Source organism: Catellatospora paridis, from assembly GCF_009720365.1.
GTDB lineage: Bacteria > Actinomycetota > Actinomycetes > Mycobacteriales > Micromonosporaceae > Catellatospora > Catellatospora paridis.
Genome location: NZ_ML769320.1, coordinates 17,908 through 35,188 on the forward strand (window position 1 = coordinate 17,908; position 17,281 = coordinate 35,188).

At 72.2% G+C, this 17,281-nt stretch carries 14 protein-coding genes; 9 read left to right on the plus strand and 5 right to left on the minus strand.

Annotated elements, in window-relative coordinates; genetic code table 11:
• Window positions 1-64 precede the first annotated feature (64 nt).
• Together F9C41_RS22640 and F9C41_RS22645 are read right to left on the minus strand one after the other, a co-directional pair.
• Window positions 65-1,738 carry a phospho-sugar mutase gene (locus tag F9C41_RS22640; protein ID WP_155388844.1) on the minus strand — a complete coding sequence of 558 codons (1,674 nt, stop codon included), beginning with the start codon at window positions 1,736-1,738 and terminating at the stop codon, window positions 65-67.
• Between the two features lie 45 nt (window positions 1,739-1,783).
• The gene (locus F9C41_RS22645; protein WP_155388845.1) at window positions 1,784-3,583 is read right to left on the minus strand and encodes a serine/threonine-protein kinase; all 1,800 of its coding nucleotides are present in this window, start codon (window positions 3,581-3,583) and stop codon (window positions 1,784-1,786) included.
• 209 nt (window positions 3,584-3,792) lie between these two features.
• Here F9C41_RS22645 and F9C41_RS22650 point away from each other — a divergent pair, with 209 nt between their 5' ends.
• Both F9C41_RS22650 and F9C41_RS22655 read left to right on the plus strand, forming a co-directional pair.
• The gene (locus F9C41_RS22650; RefSeq protein WP_155388846.1) at window positions 3,793-5,358 is read left to right on the plus strand and encodes an acyl-CoA mutase large subunit family protein; all 1,566 of its coding nucleotides are present in this window, start codon (window positions 3,793-3,795) and stop codon (window positions 5,356-5,358) included.
• 303 nt (window positions 5,359-5,661) lie between these two features.
• A complete protein-coding gene (locus F9C41_RS22655; RefSeq protein ID WP_196279900.1) occupies window positions 5,662-6,924 on the plus strand; it encodes an amidohydrolase in 1,263 nt (420 codons plus the stop codon).
• Window positions 6,925-7,002: 78 nt separating this feature from the next.
• Here the strand turns inward: F9C41_RS22655 and F9C41_RS22660 are convergent, their stop codons facing one another.
• Complete coding sequence (locus F9C41_RS22660; RefSeq protein WP_155388847.1) at window positions 7,003-7,971, minus strand: DUF4349 domain-containing protein; 969 nt, start codon at window positions 7,969-7,971, stop codon at window positions 7,003-7,005.
• 83 nt (window positions 7,972-8,054) lie between these two features.
• Here F9C41_RS22660 and F9C41_RS22665 point away from each other — a divergent pair, with 83 nt between their 5' ends.
• A complete protein-coding gene (locus tag F9C41_RS22665) occupies window positions 8,055-8,693 on the plus strand; it encodes an MBL fold metallo-hydrolase (protein WP_155388848.1) in 639 nt (212 codons plus the stop codon).
• Here F9C41_RS22665 and F9C41_RS22670 read toward each other — a convergent pair.
• Window positions 8,690-9,259, minus strand: a complete 570-nt coding sequence (locus F9C41_RS22670; RefSeq protein WP_230689898.1) for an exonuclease domain-containing protein — start codon at window positions 9,257-9,259, stop codon at window positions 8,690-8,692. The two genes, F9C41_RS22665 and F9C41_RS22670, sit on opposite strands and share 4 nt — an antisense overlap.
• A 147-nt stretch (window positions 9,260-9,406) precedes the next feature.
• Here F9C41_RS22670 and F9C41_RS22675 point away from each other — a divergent pair, with 147 nt between their 5' ends.
• Window positions 9,407-10,144 carry an SCO6745 family protein gene (locus tag F9C41_RS22675; protein WP_155389018.1) on the plus strand — a complete coding sequence of 246 codons (738 nt, stop codon included), beginning with the start codon at window positions 9,407-9,409 and terminating at the stop codon, window positions 10,142-10,144.
• 48 nt (window positions 10,145-10,192) lie between these two features.
• Window positions 10,193-11,122: a GNAT family N-acetyltransferase gene (locus F9C41_RS22680; protein ID WP_230689899.1), complete on the plus strand. Its 930-nt coding sequence runs from the start codon at window positions 10,193-10,195 to the stop codon at window positions 11,120-11,122.
• Here the strand turns inward: F9C41_RS22680 and F9C41_RS22685 are convergent.
• Entirely contained in the window at window positions 11,119-11,574 is a 456-nt protein-coding gene (locus F9C41_RS22685; RefSeq protein ID WP_120318058.1) for a gamma-glutamylcyclotransferase family protein, read from the minus strand. The genes F9C41_RS22680 and F9C41_RS22685 overlap by 4 nt on opposite strands.
• A gap of 146 nt (window positions 11,575-11,720) precedes the next feature.
• On the opposite strand from F9C41_RS22685, the gene F9C41_RS22690 reads away from it, so the two are divergent.
• The 4 genes from F9C41_RS22690 to F9C41_RS22705 all read left to right on the plus strand — a co-directional run bounded on the left by F9C41_RS22690 (window position 11,721) and on the right by F9C41_RS22705 (window position 17,260).
• Window positions 11,721-13,124, plus strand: a complete 1,404-nt coding sequence (locus F9C41_RS22690) for an NAD(P)H-quinone dehydrogenase (protein WP_155388850.1) — start codon at window positions 11,721-11,723, stop codon at window positions 13,122-13,124.
• A gap of 60 nt (window positions 13,125-13,184) precedes the next feature.
• Window positions 13,185-14,654: an AAA family ATPase gene (locus F9C41_RS22695; protein ID WP_155388851.1), complete on the plus strand. Its 1,470-nt coding sequence runs from the start codon at window positions 13,185-13,187 to the stop codon at window positions 14,652-14,654.
• Between the two features lie 66 nt (window positions 14,655-14,720).
• Window positions 14,721-16,310 (plus strand): circularly permuted type 2 ATP-grasp protein, encoded by a 1,590-nt coding sequence (locus F9C41_RS22700; protein ID WP_155388852.1) that lies wholly within the window; start codon window positions 14,721-14,723, stop codon window positions 16,308-16,310.
• Entirely contained in the window at window positions 16,304-17,260 is a 957-nt protein-coding gene (locus F9C41_RS22705; protein WP_155388853.1) for an alpha-E domain-containing protein, read from the plus strand. Before F9C41_RS22700 ends, F9C41_RS22705 begins: the two co-directional genes overlap by 7 nt.
• Window positions 17,261-17,281 lie beyond the last annotated feature (21 nt).

The window sequence follows — 17,281 nt, forward strand, 5'->3', positions numbered from 1 at the left end:
GCGGGGGCGGGGTTGCGGGGCCACTTCCCCCGTCATGACTCGTGCACGGCCCCCTTCCTATGTCTTACGGGCTGACGGACCAGATGCCGAGGGCTGCGGCGACCTCGGTGCGCAGGGCGCGGATGGTGGCGGCGGCGCGCCCGCGCGCGGAGGCGACGTCGGCCTCGGCGACCGGTTCGACCACCTCCAGGTATGCCTTGAGCTTGGGCTCGGTCCCGGATGGCCGGACCACCACGCGGGCGGTGTCCGTGCGCAGGATGATCACGTCGGAGGCCGACTCGGCCGGGCGGTCGAGCAGGTCCTCGGTGGACGTGACGGGTTCGTCGAGCAGCGAGGTCGGCAGCTTGGCGCGCAGGTGCGCCATCATCCGGCCGATCTCGTCCAGGTCGTCCACGCGCACCGAGAGCTGGTCGGTGACGTACAGGCCGAACTCGGCGGCCAGCTCGTCCAGCCGGTCGGTGAGCGTGCGCAGTTCCGCCTTCAGGCCGGCGGCCAGCTCGGCGACGAGCAGCGCCGCGGTGATGCCGTCCTTGTCGCGGGCCATCCACGGCGCCACGCAGATGCCCAGCGCCTCCTCGTAACCGTAGGCGAGGTCCGGCGCGGCGCGGGCGAGCCACTTGAACCCGGTGAGCGTCTCGGCGTACCCCACGCCGCGCTTGGCGGCCATCGCCCGCAGCATCGACGAGGAGACGATGGTGGTGGCGTAGGTGCCGGTGCGGCCCAGCCGCATCAGGTGGTCGGCGAGCAGCACGCCGACCTCGTCGCCGCGCAGCATGCGCCAGCCGTTGCCGTTGCCGACCGGCACCGCGACGGCGCAGCGGTCGGCGTCGGGGTCGTTGGCGATGACGATGTCGGCGCGGCGCTCGGCGGCCAGCGCGAGGACCAGGTCCATCGCGCCCGGCTCCTCCGGGTTGGGGAAGGCCACGGTCGGGAACGTGCCGTCCGGCTCGGCCTGCGCGGGCACGACCGCGGGCAGGGCGAATCCGGCGCGCAGGAACGCGTCGCCGAGCACCTTGCCGCCGACGCCGTGCAGCGGGGTGTACGCCACCGCGAGGTCCTTGGGCTGGTCGTCCTGCACCACGGCGGCCGCGGCGGTCAGGTACGAGTCGAGGATGTCCTCGCCGAGCACCGTGCCCGGGTGGCCGAGCGGCACCGCCGACAGCAGCTTGACCGCGCGGATCTCCGCCTCGATCTCCTGGTCGGCCGGGGGCACGATCTGCGCGCCCGCGCCGAGCGGGCCGCCCAGGTGCTCGCCCAGGTAGACCTTGTAGCCGTTGTCCTGGGGCGGGTTGTGCGACGCGGTCACCATCACGCCCGCGACCGCGTCCATGGCGCGCACCGCGTAGGCCAGCACCGGGGTGGGCAGCGGGCGCGGCATCAGCGCGGCGCGCATCCCGGAGCCGGTCGCGACCCGGGCGGTCTCCAACGCGAACTCGTGCGAGCCGCGGCGCGCGTCGTACCCGATGACCAGCAGGCCGCCCGGTTCGCGTTCGGTGAGCCAGTTGACCAGCCCGGCGGCGGCCTGGCGGACGACGGCCAGGTTCATCCCGTTCGGCCCGGCCCGCAGCGGTCCGCGCAGGCCGGCGGTGCCGAACGTGAGCGGTCCGCTGAACCGGTCGGCGAGCTCCGCCTCGGTGGCCGGCAGGGCGTCCAGCAGCGGCTGGAGCTCCTTGCGCGAGTCGGGGTCGGGGTCCTGTGCGATCCAGTGGCGTACGCGATCGGCAAGGTTGTCGGTCATCGGTGTTTCATAACACGCGGACCGGTCCTCTGCTCGGCAAACCCCTCAGGTCGCGGCGATCGTGAAGGAGTCGACCGCCTGGTCGAAGAACGCCCTGTCCTGGGCGAACGAGTCTTCCCACGTCGACAGGTAGATGTGGTAGGCCGTGCCGCCGGCGACCCCGATGCGCCACACCGCGTGGCGCGGGTTCTTGGCGGGCGGGGTGCACTGGTATTCGAGCTGCGCCGCGGTCTCCAGGGTGCCCAGCTTCTGCGCGCTCAAGTCGATGCGCTGGTAGGTGTCCTTCTGGCACCGGTCGACCTTCTTGAAGTTCTTCTCCGCGCCTTCCAGCTCCTTGGTCGGGTTGGAGCCGGGCTTGTAGACGTTGATGCGCAGCCAGCGGTCCTTGTCGGCGGGATCGCGGTAGTCCACGTAGCTGCCCGACTTGACCGGCGTCCACCCCTTGGGGACCAGCACCGTGACGTCCTTGAAGGTCACCCGCTCCATGCCCTCGGGCACCTGGGAGGAGGCGGAGGAGGCGGCGGGTGCGCTCGGCGAGGGGCCGGTCGCGGCGGGCGTGTTCGCGTCGTCGCCGCCCATCACGGCCCAGGCCACACCGGTGACCACGAGCACGCCGGCCAGGCCCGCGCCGACGGCCAGGCGCATCTTCTTCGGCAAGGTCCTGACCTGGCCGACCAGCTCGTCGAGCTTCGCGGGGCCGGCGGGCCGGGCGGCCTTGGGGGTGACCGTCTGCATGGCGCCGGTCGGCGCGGGGTGCGCTCCGGTCGGCAGGTACAGCGGGTCCGCCGCGCCCGGCCGGGCGGGGCCGCCGGCCCGGGAGGACGGCATCTCGCCGGTGTGCAGCAGCGCCCGGCCGCCGATCTCCTTGGCGGGGCGCTCGGGCTGCGCGGCGGCCGGGGTGACCCATGCGGTCGTGCTGGGCTGCGGCGCGACGACCGCCCAGGGGTCGGTGACGTGCTGTGGCACGGCGTTCTGGGCCAGCGACCCGGCCAGCAGCTCGCGCAGCGTGGCGCGGGCGGTGGGCACGTCCCAGCGCCGGTCCGGGTCCTTCTCCATGAGGCCGTAGAGCACCTCGCGCAGCGGGCCGCAGCGCTGCGGCGGCACGGGCTCCTCCTCGACCACGGCGTGCATGGTGGCCAGCGGGTCGCCCTTGTCGAACGGCGGGCGGCCCTCCACGGCGGTGTACAGGGTCACGCCGAGGGAGAACAGGTCGCTGGGCGGGCCGAAGCGGTGGCCCAGCGCGCGTTCGGGGGAGATGAAGTGGGGCGAGCCCAGCACCATGCCCGGGGTGGTCAGCTGCACGTCGGTCGGGAGCTTGGCCACGCCGAAGTCGGTGAGCACGCAGCGGCCGTCCTTGGTGATCAGGACGTTGGCCGGCTTCACGTCGCGGTGCAGCACGCCCGCGGCGTGCGCCACCTCCAGCGCGCCCAGCAGCGCGACGCCGATCTTGGCGACCGCGCGGGGGGCCAGCGGGCCGTCCTCGATCACCATGTCGGCGAGGCCGCGCGCGTCGAGCAGCTCCATCACGATCCAGGGTCGGCCGCCCTCGGTGACCACGTCGAAGACCTGGACCACGCTCGGGTGCGACAGGCTGGCGGCGGCACGCGCCTCGCGCAGCGTGCGCTCGTACATCGAGGCGGCGTCGCTGGCGGCCAGGCCCGGGGGCAGCACGACCTCCTTGACCGCGACCTCGCGGCGCAGCACGGTGTCGGCGGCGCGCCAGACGGTGCCCATACCGCCGTGCCCGATCGCGGTGCGGAGTGAATAGCGTCCGCCGATGACGGTGCCCGGAGCCGCGCGGCCCGGAGTGGGGCTGCCGCTCCAGGTGGATGCATGGGTGGTCACTGCTGATGCCGCCAAAGGAGAGGGGACGATGGCAAAAGGGGAATGGGTCACTCGACCCCTATCCTGTACGACGCGCCGCCGCAGCGAAAGCCGTGGGTGGGTTCTGAGGCCGAATTTCACGGTTCCGTCCGCCTGTCATCACCCTGGGTGTACGTGATGTGCGCAATCCCTCACCCCGGCGGGCGGCGCCGCCGCCTAACATCCCGGGTATGAACGAGCGTTCAACACGGCGTAGCGAGTCCGGCTTCCCGATCGAGCCCGTCTACGGCCCGGCCGACGGTGAAAAGCCTGGTCAGTACCCCTTCACCCGGGGTGTCTACCCGACCATGTACACCTCGCGGCCGTGGACCATGCGCCAGTACGCCGGGTTCGGTACGGCGGTGGAGTCGAACGCTCGTTACCACCAGCTGCTGAACGCGGGCACCATGGGCCTGTCCGTGGCGTTCGACCTGCCCACCCAGATGGGGTACGACTCCGACGAGCCGATCGCGCACGGCGAGGTCGGCAAGGTCGGCGTCGCGATCGACTCGATCGAGGACATGCGGCTGCTGTTCCGCGACATCCCGCTGGACCAGGTCTCCACCTCGATGACGATCAACGCGCCGGGCAGCGTGCTGCTGCTGCTCTACCAGCTGGTCGCCGAGGAGCAGGGGGTGCCGGGCGACAAGCTCAACGGCACCATCCAGAACGACATCCTCAAGGAGTACATCGCCCGCGGGACGTACATCTTCCCGCCCAAGCCCTCGCTGCGCCTGGTCGCCGACACGTTCGCCTACTGCCGGACCGAGATTCCCAAGTGGAACACCATCTCGATCTCCGGCTACCACATGGCGGAGGCGGGCGCGACGCCCGTGCAGGAGATCGCGTTCACGCTGGCCGACGGCATCGAGTACGTGCGCGCCGCGATCGCCGCGGGCCTGGACGTGGACGCGTTCGCCCCGCGCCTGTCGTTCTTCTTCGTCGCCCGCACCACGCTGCTGGAGGAGGTGGCGAAGTTCCGCGCCGCCCGCCGCATCTGGGCGAAGGTGATGCGCGAGGAGTTCGGCGCCAAGGACCCCAAGTCGTGGATGCTGCGCTTCCACACCCAGACCGCGGGCGTGCAGCTCACCGCCCAGCAGCCCGAGGTCAACCTGGTCCGGGTCACGGCGCAGGCGCTCGGCGCGATCCTGGGCGGCACCCAGTCGCTGCACACCAACTCCTACGACGAGGCCATCGCGCTGCCGACCGAGAAGGCGGCCCGGCTGGCCCTGCGCACCCAGCAGGTGCTCGCGTACGAGACCGACCTGACCGCCACGGTCGACCCGTTCGCGGGCTCGTACGTGGTCGAGGCGATGACGGACGAGATCGAGGCGGAGGCGCAGGCGCTGATCAAGCGCGTCTTCGAGTACGGCTCGGCGGTCGACGCCATCGAGGCCGGCTTCCAGAAGCGCGAGATCGAGTCCTCGGCGTACCGCACCGCGCTGGAGATCGACTCCCGCGAGCGGGTGGTGGTGGGCCTGAACCGGTTCACCATCGACGTCGAGGAGCCGTACGAGCCGCTGCGGGTGAACCCGGCGATCGAAGCCGAGCAGGCCGCCCGCCTGGCCCGGCTGCGCGCCGAGCGCGACACCGACGCGGTCGAGGCGGCCCTGGACAAGCTGCGCTCCGCCGCCCAGGGCACCGAGAACGTGCTCTACCCGATGCGCGAGGCCCTGCGCCTCAAGGCCACCGTCGGTGAGGTCTGCCACGCCCTGCGCGGCGTCTGGGGCGTGCACGCCCCCCGTGAGACCTTCTGACCCCACGATCTGCACCCACCCCGGCGGGCCATCCCCCGCCGGGGTGGTCGTGCGCACCTCGTGTGCGACGGGATTATGGGCGGTGATGTCAGTCTCGCGTGATGCGTGACCCGGCACGTCGTCACCCGTTGTAGGAGGTGAGGACACTTGCCATCGAGCGTCCTGCACACTTGCGACGGCTCCTACCTGCTCGAATGTAACTCTGAGCGACACAACTACTACAAGAACGCAGTTGCGCAGAGTCACCGGTGCAGGGCTAGGCTGGACGCTGTTTATCCCATCGACCGAGATCGAGAATCTGCCGTGACGAGTGCGCTGGCGCTGCCGAAGAGCAGCTTGCTGACGTCGTCCATGGTGTCCGAGATCATGTCGGACACCGATCCGCTACCCGGCCGGCTCGACCGCTGGCTCGCCGCGCACGGCGCGAACCTCGTAGCGGTACGGCGTCACCTTCACGCGCACCCGGAACTCTCGCACCAGGAGTTCGAGACCGCCGCACTGGTCGCCCGCGAGCTCGCGGCCGCCGGCCTGCAGCCGAAGTTCCTGCCCCGGGGCAACGGCGTCATGTGCGACATCGGCTCCGGTGACCGCGTCATCGCGCTGCGGGCCGATCTCGACGCGCTGCCGCTGCCCGACACCAAGGACGTGCCGTACCGCTCGACGGTGCCCAACGCGGCCCATGCCTGCGGGCACGACGTGCACACCACGGTGCTGCTCGGGGTCGGCCTGGCGCTGGCCCAGCTGGAGCAGCAGGGCGGCATCGGCGGCCGGGTGCGGCTGATCTTCCAGCCCGCCGAGGAGTCGATCAACTCGGGCGCACCTGAGATGATCTCCGCGGGGGCGCTGAAGGACGTCGCGGCGATCTACGCCCTGCACTGCGCGCCGCAGCTGCCGGTGGGCATCGTGGGCGTGCGCTCCGGCGCCATCACCGCCGCCTGTGACGCGGTCGAGGTGCGGCTGAGCGGCAAGGGCGGCCACACCGCCCGCCCCCACCTGACCGCCGACCTGGTGTACGCGCTGGGCCGGGTGGTGACCGAGGTGCCCGCGCTGCTGGGCCGCCGGGTCGACCCGCGGGCCGGCCTGTCCATGGTCTTCGGCTCGATCCACGCCGGCGAGGCCTCGAACGCCATCCCCAACGAGGGCAGCGCCAAGGGCACCATCCGGGTGCTCAACCGCGACGCCTGGCGCGAGGCGCCCGACCTGGTCACTCAGCTGATCAGGGACGTGGTCGCCGGCACCGGGGCGAAGGCCGACGTGCGATACACCCGCGGCGTGCCGCCGGTGATCAACGACCGGATGGCGTCGGCGGTGATCGCGGGCGCGGCCGGCGCGGCGCTGGGCGCGGAGCGGGTCGTCGAGGCCGAGATCAGCATGGGCGGCGAGGACTTCGCGTTCTACCTCGAGCACGTGCCCGGCGCGATGATCCGCCTGGGCACCGGCATCCCCGGCGCGGCCCCGATGGACATCCACCAGTCCGCCTTCGACGTCGACGAGCGTGCCATCGGCTACGGCGTCCGCACCATGGTGCACACCGCGCTGGCGGCCCTGGCCTCCCCCTCCTTCTGACCTGATCGACCTCCTGCCGGCCTGATCGACACGAAGCCCCCGGCGCCTCGCGGCACTGGGGGCTTCGTCGTCTCCGGGTCAGTCCTCGTCGGATGTCGCGGGCGGAGCCGCGGCCACGGTCGCCGGGACCGGTGCCGGGGGGGCCGCGGCCCTGCGGCGGCGCAGCGCGACCACCAGGCCTACCGGGATCGCGAGCGCGATCAGGAACGGCAGCAGGAAGCCCAGCACGGCCAGGGCCACCTGCACCGTGGCGACGAAGGCGTCCCAGCCGGCCTCCAGGCCGCCCAGGAAGCCCGGGGCGGGCTCCTCCTCGGGCTCGGGCAGCTCGGTGTGCGGCCCGACCAGCGTCACGGTGATCGTGGACAACGCGACCAGGTCGTCCAGGCCCGCCTTCTTGCGCTCCAGGGAGGCCAGCTCGGCCTGGCGCTGGTTCAGCTCGCGCTCCAGCATCACCACCTCGCTGAGCTGCTTGGCCTGCGTGAACATCCGGCGCACCGACTCGACGCTGGCGCGCTGGGCGGCGATGCGGGTGTCCAGGTCGACGACGGCCTCGGTGACGTCCTCGGTGTTCGAACTGCGGTTGACCTCGGTGCCCAGCTTCGCGATCTGCTCCACCACGCCGTGGAACTGCTTCGCGGGCACCCGGACCGTGATCGAGGCCTGGGACTCGGTGCCGTCGTTGATCCGCTTCTCCGCGCCGATGTGCCCGCCGGCCGTGGTGACCAGCGACGTCAGCCGGTCCGCGGACGCGGCGACGTCGTCGACGCGTACGGACAGCTCACCGCGGTAGATCAGGGACCGGCCGACGACCGGCCCGCCGGTGGCGGTGACGCCGTCGGGTGCGGCCGCCTGGGGCGCGCCCGCCTTCTCGCCGAGATTCGCCCCGCCCTCCGCGCCCGGATAGGCCAGGTCGCCGGTGGCGGGCTTCTCCGCGCTGGCGTCCGTGCCGCTGTCATACGACGACGACGAACACCCCGCGAGCAACAGCAGGCCGCTGAGCGCCGCTACTACGAACGTCTTCTTCATGCCTTTGCGGACGTCACTCATGACCCCTCAGGTTCCGGCAGACTGGTCACGGAAGGACGACAGTCGGGACACGGATCCGGACAGAGATGGAAAGGCGGCCACCGATGCGGGTGACGAAGTTCTCGCACTCCTGCCTGCGGATCGAGCACGACGACGCGGTCGTGGTGATCGATCCCGGAGCGTGGAGCGAGTCGGAGCGCGCCCTCGACGGGGCCGACGCGGTGCTGCTCACCCACGAGCACGCCGACCACGTGGACGCCGACCGGCTGGCCGACGCGCTGGCCAAGCGGCCTTCGATCGCCATCTACGCCCACCCGGACGTGGTGGACAAGTTCTCCGCGCAGTGGGACGGCGCGGCGGTCGGAGTCACCGCCGGGCACGCGTTCACCGCGGCCAACCTGCTGGTGCGCGCGTACGGCGGGCTGCACGCCGTGATCCACCCGGAGATCCCCCAGGTGGCGAACCTGGGCTTCCTGGTCAACGAGTCGCTCTACCACCCCGGGGACTCGTTCGACGTGCCCGAGGGCGCGACCGTGCAGACGCTGTTCGTGCCGGTCTCCGCGCCCTGGCTGAAGATCTCCGAGGCGATCGACTTCGTCCGCGCGGTCCGGCCGCAGCGGGCGTACGCGCTGCACGACAGCCTGCTCTCGGACAACGGGCTCACCCTGACCGACGCCCTGATGACGGCCCGCTCCGGCGCCGAGTACGCCCGGCTCGCCCCGGGCACCACCGTGGACGCCTAGGGCTGCCAGGACATCAGGTTCGCGAACAGGTCGGCCTGCTCGACCGCGTCGTCCAGGGCGTGGTGCGTGTGCGGCCGGGTGGACAGCAGCTGCTTCGGCATCGCCCGCTTGTGCGCCCGGCCGAACGGCACGCCGGCCCGGATCGCGTACGCCGTCTTCACGTCCAGGCAGCCCGAGTGCCCGAACACGCTCGCCCCGGTGAACCGGATCAGGTACCAGTACACGAACATCCAGTCGAAGCTGGCCGGATACGCCACGAACACCGGCCGGTGCTCGCCCGCGGTCGTGGTCACCCACCGGCTGAACTCGCGCATGGCGACCTCGGGATCGGCGCCCTCACGCTGCAGCGCCTCGCGGTCCAGCCCGGACACCTCGAGTGCGGCCGGCACGAACTCGTCGCTGATCGGCCGCAACTCGCGGTAGAACGTCGCCGCGGTCGGGTCGGTCCGCGCGAACGCCTCGCCCATGGTCCCGGCCACCGCCGCACCGAAGCTCAGCATCGAGTACGGCCCCGGGATCGGTCCGTCGGCCTCGACGTCGACCGAGAAGTACATGTCCGCGCGCACCGCGCACCACGCTTTCGACGAGGGTGTATGCAACGCGGGCCAGCCTAGGGCGGCGCGGTCCACGTCGCACCCGCTTTCCGGGGGGCTGACCCGGCGCGTCCGGCGCGGCACAATCCACCTGTGACACCCCCTTTGACGGCGACGCCCATGCAGACCGCGGCGATGGCGGCCGATGCGGTGAACCGGCTCGGCGGCGCGTTCCTGGAATGCCCCCGGACCCTGCGCCGCGCCCGCGAACTAGGCCTGACCGGCTGGGCGTGCTACGTCGCCGGGCGGGGCGGGGCGCTGGGCGACGTACGCCCCGACACCGTGGCCGCCGCGCTGGGCCTGATCACCCCCGAGGCGGTGCGGGACGGCTGGGACGCGGCCCGGCGCGCCCTGTCGCCCCGCGAGGTCGCCGCGCACCTGCTGGCCGAGTGCTGCCGCTGGGGCAGCGAGCACCTCGACGACGCGCCGAAGGTGGACCGCCTGGTCGAACTGACCGAGAAGGCGGTGCTCGCCGCCGACGGCGCGGGCCTGCCGCTGTTCGCCGCGTGGCGGGCGATGCCGGTGCCCGGGGACGGGCCCGGCGCGCGGGCCGCCGTCGCGCTGCACCTGCTGCGCGAGCACCGGGCCGGGGCGCTGCTGCTCGGGGTGCGGTCCAGCGGCCTGAGTCCGATGGAGGCGCTGATCGCCGGGCCTGAGGGCGAGGCGGCCGCGGTCGCGTTCGGCTGGCAGCCGCCGTACCCGCCGGTGGCTGCGCTGCTGCGCCGCCGCGCCTGGGCCGACGCGGTGGCCGACCGCATCAGCGGCCAGGCTGTGCAGAACTTCACCCCCGCCGAGCGCGGCGAATGGATCACCATCCTCAAGGACACCACCCGCACCGTCTTCACCCGCCGCCGCTGACTTCTAATCCGCTGGTGGTCATCGGGGCGGGTTGCCAGGATGGCGGGCGTGAGCGACGACGAACTTCCCGAGGGCTGGTCATTCCGGCCGACGACCGACGCCGACGCCGGCGACCTGCTGGCGCTCGTGCACGCCAGTGACATGACCGCGGTCGGCTTCGCCGACTTCGCCCCGGAGGACGTCGTCGAGGCGCTGGCCGGGCCGTACAGCACGGTCGCGGTGACCGCCGCCGGCGCGATCGCCGGCTGGGGCTACCTGGACAACCCCGGCGACGCCCCGCGCGACTTCCTGGAGGTGTACGTCCACCCCGAGGGCGGCCGCCCCGCGATGCGGCCGCTGCTGGCCCGGATGCTGGCGGAGACGGAGCGCCGGGCCCGCGAGCGCGGCGGGCAGGGCACGGTACGGGCCGGCGCCATCCCGGTCGAGCTGCCCTGGATCGAGTCGCTGACCGCGGCGGGCTTCGAGTTCGTGAAGCAGTACGCCCGCATGCAGCTCGACCTGCCCGCGCCGCCGGTCGCCCCGGTGCCCGGCGTGACCGTGCGCCCGGTGCGCGAGGACGACCTGCCGGAGTTCTTCGCGGTGCTAGACGCGGCGTTCCGGGACACGCCCGACTACCAGCCGACGGGCTACGACCGGTGGCGCGAGCGCTTCCTGGACGGGCACCGGGTGCGCCTGGACGAGTGGTTCGTCGCCGAGGTCGACGGGGCCATGGCCGGCATACTGCAGTCCTCGGAGCAGAGCGAGGCCGTCAACGAGGGCTGGGTGAAGCACCTGGCGGTGCGCGCCGAGTTCCGCAAGCGCGGCGTCGGCCGGGCGCTGCTGGCCGCCGCGTTCGCGCGCTACCTGGCCAACGGCCGCGTCTCCGCCGGACTCGGCGTCGACCTGGCGAACCCGACCGAGGCCATCCGGCTCTACACCGGCGTCGGCATGCGGGCGGCCTACCAGGCCAACATCTACGAGCGGGCGGCCCTGAGCTAGGGCCGGACCGTCCGGGTGGGCCGGGCGCGCAGCGCGGCGACGTAGTCGTCGGGCGCGCCCGCCTTCTCCGCCGCGTTCGCGATCTCCGACAGGTACCAGGCGGTCGGCAGGCCGCCCTCGTACCCGTGGAAGACGTAGACGTAGGCCAGCGCGCTGCCGTCGAGTGTCGCGACCCGTAGCTGCAGCTTGGTGTAGGTGCCCGCGTTCGCGCCCTCGACCTCGTCGAGCGCCGCCTCGTCCCACGGGTGCACGTCGTAGAGCGCCACGAAGATCCTGTCTCCGGGCGATTCGACGATCGTGGTGACCGCGCCCTCCCAGCCGACCTCGTCCTCGCCTGCGAAGGTCAGCCGCCAATCTTCGAGCCAGCCGGTCCCGACCATAGGCGAGTGCGGACAGTAGGCCCGCATGCGGGCTGGGTCCAGGTTCGAGCCGTACGCTGCGTAATGACGCACGGCGATGACGATAGCCGCCCGGACCGCTCGCTGAGAATACGCCCGTGCGTGTCGGACCACTCGGTGTCTTTTCGGGCACACCGAGTGAGCGTGAGCCGGGTCGCATCCGCGCCTGGCGGACTTGCCCGGTAGGGAAGAATGACACCGTGAGTCGGATTGTGATCATCGGTGGCGGCCCCGCCGGATACGAGGCGGCGCTCGTCGCCGCACAGCTCGACGCGGACGTCACGGTCGTGGAGGCCGACGGCGCCGGCGGCGCCTGCGTGCTGCACGACTGCGTCCCGTCCAAGACCTTCATCGCCAGCTCCGAGGTGGTGACCAGCTACCGCGACACCGAGGAGTTCGGCGTCCACTCCGACGGCCTGGAGGCCATCACGGTCGACGCCGACGCGGTGCACAGCCGGGTCAAGCGGCTGGCCCTGGCGCAGTCCGGCGACATCCACGCGAAGCTGATCAAGGCCGGGGTCACCCTGGTCAAGGGCACCGCGAAGATGGGCGACGACACCCTCGGGCACACCCACCGGGTGCGGGTGCGCCCGGCCGACGGCGACGCCGAGTACGCCATCGACGCGGGCACGGTGCTCATCGCGACCGGCGCCACGCCGCGGCGGCTGCCGAGCGCGGTGCCCGACGGCGAGCGCATCCTGACCTGGCGGCAGGTGTACGACCTGCCCGCGCTGCCCGAGCACCTGATCGTCATCGGCTCCGGCGTCACCGGCGCCGAGTTCGCCTCGTCCTACCTGGCCATCGGCGTGCCGGTCACCCTGGTGTCGTCGCGCGACCGGGTCATGCCGCACGAGGACGCCGACGCCGCGATGGCCATCGAGCGGGTGTTCCGGGCCCGCGGCATGACCATCCTGAACAACTCGCGGGCCGACTCGGTCAAGCGGGTCGGCGACGGCGTCGAGGTGACGCTGTCCGACGGCCGGGTGGTCACCGGCTCGCACGCGCTGATGGCGGTCGGCTCCATCCCCAACACCACCGACCTGGGCCTGCCCGAGTACGGCGTCAACGTGGGCCCCGGCGGTTACGTCACGGTCGACCGGGTGTCGCGCACCAACGTGCCCGGGGTGTACGCCGCCGGCGACTGCACCGGAGTGCTCCCGCTCGCCAGCGTCGCGGCCATGCAGGGCCGCATCGCGATGTGGCACGCGCTCGGCGAGGCGGTGGCCCCGCTGCGGCTGCGCACCGTCGCCGCGAACGTCTTCACCGACCCGGAGCTGGCCACGGTCGGCATCTCGCAGGCCGACGTGGACAGCGGCAAGGTCCCGGCCCGGCAGGTCATGCTGCCGCTGGCCGGCAACGCCCGGGCCAAGATGGCCGGCCTCGACGACGGGTTCATCAAGCTGTTCTGCCGTCCGGCCAGCGGTATCGTGGTCGGCGGCGTGGTCGTCGCCCCCCGCGCCAGCGAGCTGATCATGCCGCTGACCATGGCAGTGGAGAACCACATGACCGTGGACCAGCTCGCCCACACCATCACCATCTACCCGTCGCTGAGCGGCAGCCTTGCCGAGGCCGCTCGCCAGCTGATGCAGCACGACGTCGAGTAGGCCGTGCACTTCATCGCAACTCCAGTTATGGTAACTGGAGTTGCGATGAAGTGAGGCTGGATGCTGGACAAGCCCTCCGAGCTGCTCGAACGCGATCGCGAGTGGCAGGCGCTCGCGCAGTTCGCCGTCAACCCCGCGCTCGGCGCCTCGCTAGGCCTGGTCTACGGCCGCCGACGGCAGGGCAAGACCTTCATGCTGGAGCTGCTGAGCCTCGCGGCGAACGGCTTCATGTTCACCGCCTCCCAGCTCTACGGCCCGGAGAACCTGCGCGCCCTGAGCGAGGCCTACCGCGCCTACACGGGCACCGAGGACCCGGTCCGGTTCGCCGACTGGCGCGAGGCGATCGACGCGCTGCTGCGGCTCGGCGAGCGCGGTGACGGCCCGACCCTGGTCGTGCTCGACGAGTTCCCCTACCTGCTCGACGACGAACCGGCGCTGCCGTCGCTGATCCAGGCCGCGCTGAGCCCGATGAGCCGGGCGATGCGGCAGAGCCGGACCCGGCTGATCCTGTGCGGCAGCGCCATGACGACCATGCGCAAGCTGCTGATCGGCACGGCTCCACTGCGCGGCCGGGCCGTGCTGGAGATGAACCTCGCCACCCTCGACTACCGCGCCACGTCCCAGCTGTGGGGGCTCGACGGTGATCCGGACGCGGCCTTCCGGGTGCACGCGCTGGTCGGCGGCACGCCCGCGTACCTGGGGATGAGCGCCGGGCCGCTAGCCGAGGACGGCATCGACGGCTGGGTCGAGCGCGGGCTGCTCAACCCGCTGTCCGCGATGTTCCGCGAGGGCAACGTGCTGCTGTACGAGCAGCCGGAGCTCGTCGACGAGACGCTGTACTTCTCGGTGCTGAACGCCATCGCGGGCGGGGCCTGCCGCCGCAGCGAGATCGCGGGCAGGCTGGCGCGGCCGGACGGCTCGCTGAGTCACGCCCTGGCCGTGCTGGAGGAGGTGCGGCTGATCGAGCGGGTCGAGGACGCGCTGGTCGCGAAACGCCCCGTGTACCGGATCGCGGAACCGGTGATCCGCTTCCACCAGCTCGTCATCCGGCCGCGGGAGGCGGCGATCGCCGGTCTCGGCGGCGACCGGGTCTGGCCGACGGTCCGCGACACCGTGGACGCGAAAATCTACGGTCCGCACTTCGAGCAGCTCTGTCGCGAGTGGACCCTCGTCTACGCGGCGGACGCGAGCCGGGGTGGATTCGTCAACCAGGTCAGGTCGGCGACGATCGCCTGCCGTGAACACCGGCAGGGGCACGAGATCGACGTCGTCGCGCTCAGCGAGAACTCGTACGAGCCGACGGTCGTCAGGGCGATCGGCGAGGCGAAAGCCACCGGCAGACAGGTGGGCACCGCCGAGCTGGAGCGCCTGGCGCACCTGCGTGAGCTGCTGCCCGGCACCAAGGTCGCGGCACCGGTCCGCCTGCTGCTGTTCAGCCGCAACGGGTTCACCGCGGAACTCCGGCGGCAGGCCGACGCCCGCACCGACGTCGAACTCATCGACATCGGACGGTTGTACGGCGGCGGCTGACCGGGCGGCCGTCCCACATCTCACATCGTTTACGCAATCGCAACGCGGTCCGCGTAGCGTCGGGACATGGCGGACCTTTTCGAGGATTACCCGCTCGGTCCCGGCTGGGACGAGATGTTCGGTGTTCCGGGCGAGCCCCGGCCGACCTACGAGGCGCTGCATGCGACGCTGCGCCCGCTGGCCGGCAGCGAGCTGAGAATCCGGGCCGAGGTGCTGGCCAGAGCCTTCCTCGACCAGGGCATCACGTTCGCCCTCAAGGGCGTCGAGCGGCCGTTCCCGCTCGACATCGTGCCCCGCATCATCGCCGCCGAGCAGTGGCGGCAGGTCGAGGCGGGGGTCGCCCAGCGAGTGCGGGCGCTGGAGGCGTTCCTGGCCGACGTGTACGGCGAGGGCCACGCGCTGCGCGACGGCATCGTGCCCCGGCGCATCATCGTGACCAGCGCCCACTTCCACCGCGAGGCGGCCGGCATCGTGCCGCCGAACGGGGTGCGCGTGCACGTCGCCGGGGTCGACCTGATCCGCGACGAGGCCGGCGAGTTCCGGGTGCTGGAGGACAACGTGCGCACCCCGTCCGGGGTGAGCTACGTGATGGAGAACCGGCGCGCCATGGCGCACGTGCTGCCCGAGGTGTTCGCGCAGACCCGGGTGCGACCCGTGGAGTCGTACCCCGGCATGCTCCTGCAGGCGCTGCGCGCCTCCGCACCGGCCGGAGTGGACGATCCCACGGTCGTGGTCCTCACGCCCGGCGTACACAACTCGGCCTACTTCGAGCACGCGCTGCTGGCCCGGGAGATGGGCGTGGAGCTGGTCGAGGGGCGTGACCTCGTCTGCGCGGGCAACGAGGTGGCCATGCGCACCACCGCGGGCGAGCAGCGGGTCGACGTCATCTACCGGCGCATCGACGACGAGTTCCTGGACCCGGTGCACTTCCGGGCCGACTCGATGCTCGGCTGCGCGGGCCTGCTCAACGCCGCGCGGGCGGGCAACGTCACCATCGCCAACGCGATCGGCAACGGCGTCGCCGACGACAAGCTGCTCTACACGTACGTGCCGGACCTGATCCGCTACTACCTCGGCGAGGAACCGCTGCTGTCCAACGTGGAGACCTACCGCCTCGACGACCCGGACGTGCGCACGTACGTGCTGAGCCGGCTGGACGACCTGGTGCTCAAGCCGGTGGACGGTTCCGGCGGTGCGGGCATCGTGATCGGCTCGCAGGCCACCGAGGAGCAGCTGGAGCACGTGCGCCAGCGCATCCAGCTCGACCCGCGCGGCTGGATCGCGCAGCGCGAGGTGAAGCTGTCCATGGTGCCGACGCTGATCGAGGACCGGCTCCGACCGCGGCACGTGGACCTGCGGCCGTTCGCGGTCAACGACGGCAACCAGGTCCGGGTGCTGCCCGGCGGCCTGACCCGGGTCGCGCTGCCCGAAGGCGCGTTGGTGGTCAACTCCAGCCAGGGCGGCGGCTCGAAGGACACCTGGGTGCTGCCCGAGCCGGGCGCCCCGGCCGAGGAATGGCAGCAGGACCCGTTCCCCGGCGAGATCGCGGTGATCCCCTCACCGCGCCGCCCGGACCCCGGGCCGGGCCAGTCCGGCAACAACCAGCAGCAACAGCAGCAGCAGCAGGCACGAGCCGACGGGAGGGTTCAATGCTGAGCCGGATCGCCGAATCGCTCTACTGGATCGGGCGCTACGTCGAACGCGCCGAGGACACCGCCCGCATCCTCGACGTACACCTGCACCGCATGCTGCAGGACCCGTGGACCGACGAGGAGCAGGCCTGCCGATCCCTGCTCGGGGTCATGGGCCTGCCGATCGGCGAGCACGAGAGCGCCAGCCTGCCCGGCGTCGTGGAACGCCTCGGCCTCGACCTGACCAGCACCAGCTCGGTGCTGGGCGCGCTGGCCGCGGCCCGGGAGAACGCCCGCGGCGCGCGCGAGACGGTCAGCGCCGAGATGTGGGAGTGCCTCAACACCACCTGGCTCGGCCTGGCCGGATCGCGCCGCCGCATCGAGGAGGGCGGCGTGCACCAGTTCTTCACCTGGGTACGCGAGCGCTGCTCGGTGCTGGCCGGACTCGCCGACGCCACCATGAGCCGCGACGAGGGCTGGCTGTTCCTGGTGCTGGGCCGCAGCGTGGAGCGGGTCGACATGACCGCGCGGCTGCTGTCCACGCACACCCGCGCCGGCGGCAGCATCCCGAACTGGCTGACCCTGCTGCGCTCGTGCGGGGCGTGGGAGACCTACCTGCGCACCTACCGCGGGTCGCTCAGCGACCGGCACGCCGCCGAGTTCCTGCTGCTCGACCGGCTGTTCCCGCGGTCCATCCTGGCCGCGCTCGTCACCGCCGAGTCCTGCCTGGCCGAGCTGGAGCCGACCGGCGGCACCACCCGCACCGGCCGGGTCGGCGTGGGCACCGACGCCCAGCGCATCCTCGGCCGCGCCCGCACCGACCTCGCCTACCGCGCCCCCGACGAACTACTGGCCGACCTCGGCCCGGTCCTGTCCGGCCTGGAACGCACCTGCTCCCAGGTCAACGACGCCGTCTCGGCCCGCTACTTCCGCCAGACCGCCGCCGTCCACTGGCAGGCCGGAGCGGTGGCATGACCCTGTACTCCGTGGAAGGAC